The sequence below is a fragment of the Streptomyces sp. NPDC055140 genome (genome assembly GCF_053607285.1).
This window is the reverse complement of the sequence record NZ_JBSGTG010000187.1, coordinates 968-1,573: the sequence shown is the minus strand read 5'-3', so window position 1 is coordinate 1,573 and position 606 is coordinate 968. Positions and strand designations below refer to the sequence as shown.

General features: G+C 67.0%; 1 protein-coding gene. It reads right to left on the bottom strand.

All coding sequences use genetic code 11. The annotated features are described in order from the left end of the window. Positions 1-588, bottom strand: a 588-nt coding sequence (locus tag ACWFR4_RS48865) for a tetratricopeptide repeat protein (RefSeq protein WP_453658451.1), incomplete at its 3' end; no start/stop codon positions are given. Between the last annotated feature and the right edge of the window lie 18 nt (positions 589-606).

The window sequence follows — 606 nt, the reverse complement described above, 5'->3', positions numbered from 1 at the left end:
CAGATCAGGCAGCAGTTCCTCAAACGCGGCTACAGCACCGGCCGCATCCCCCGCCTCACCCCGCCAGTGGGCAAGGTCATTGCGAGCAGCCAGGGCGTGGAGGTGATCTGGGCCCTGCACTCGCACCAAGTCAGGCAGCAATTCCTCGAACTCGGCTAAGGCACCGAGCGCATCCCCCGCTTCAACCTGCGAGTTGCGGCGGACTGTCAGGGTGGCGGAGCGGTGAGGGCCCTGCACTCGTACTAGTTCAGGCAACAACTGCAAGTACTGGGCTACAGCACCGGCCGCATCCCCCGCCTCACCCCGCCAGTGGGCAAGGTCGTTGCGGGCGGTCAGGGTGTGACGGTGGTCGGCACCCTGCACTCGAAGCAGATCAGGCAGCAGTTCCTCAAACGCGGCTACAGCACCGGCCGCATCCCCCGCCTCACCCCGCCAGTGGGCAAGGTCATTGCGAGCAGCCAGGGTGTGTGGGTGATCTGGGCCCTGCACTCGTACCAGGCCGGGCAGCAATTCCTCGAACTCGGCTACGGCGCCAGCCGCATCCCCCGCCTCACCCCGCCAGTGGGCGAGGTCGTTGCGGGCGGTCAGAGTGTCGGGGTGATCTCG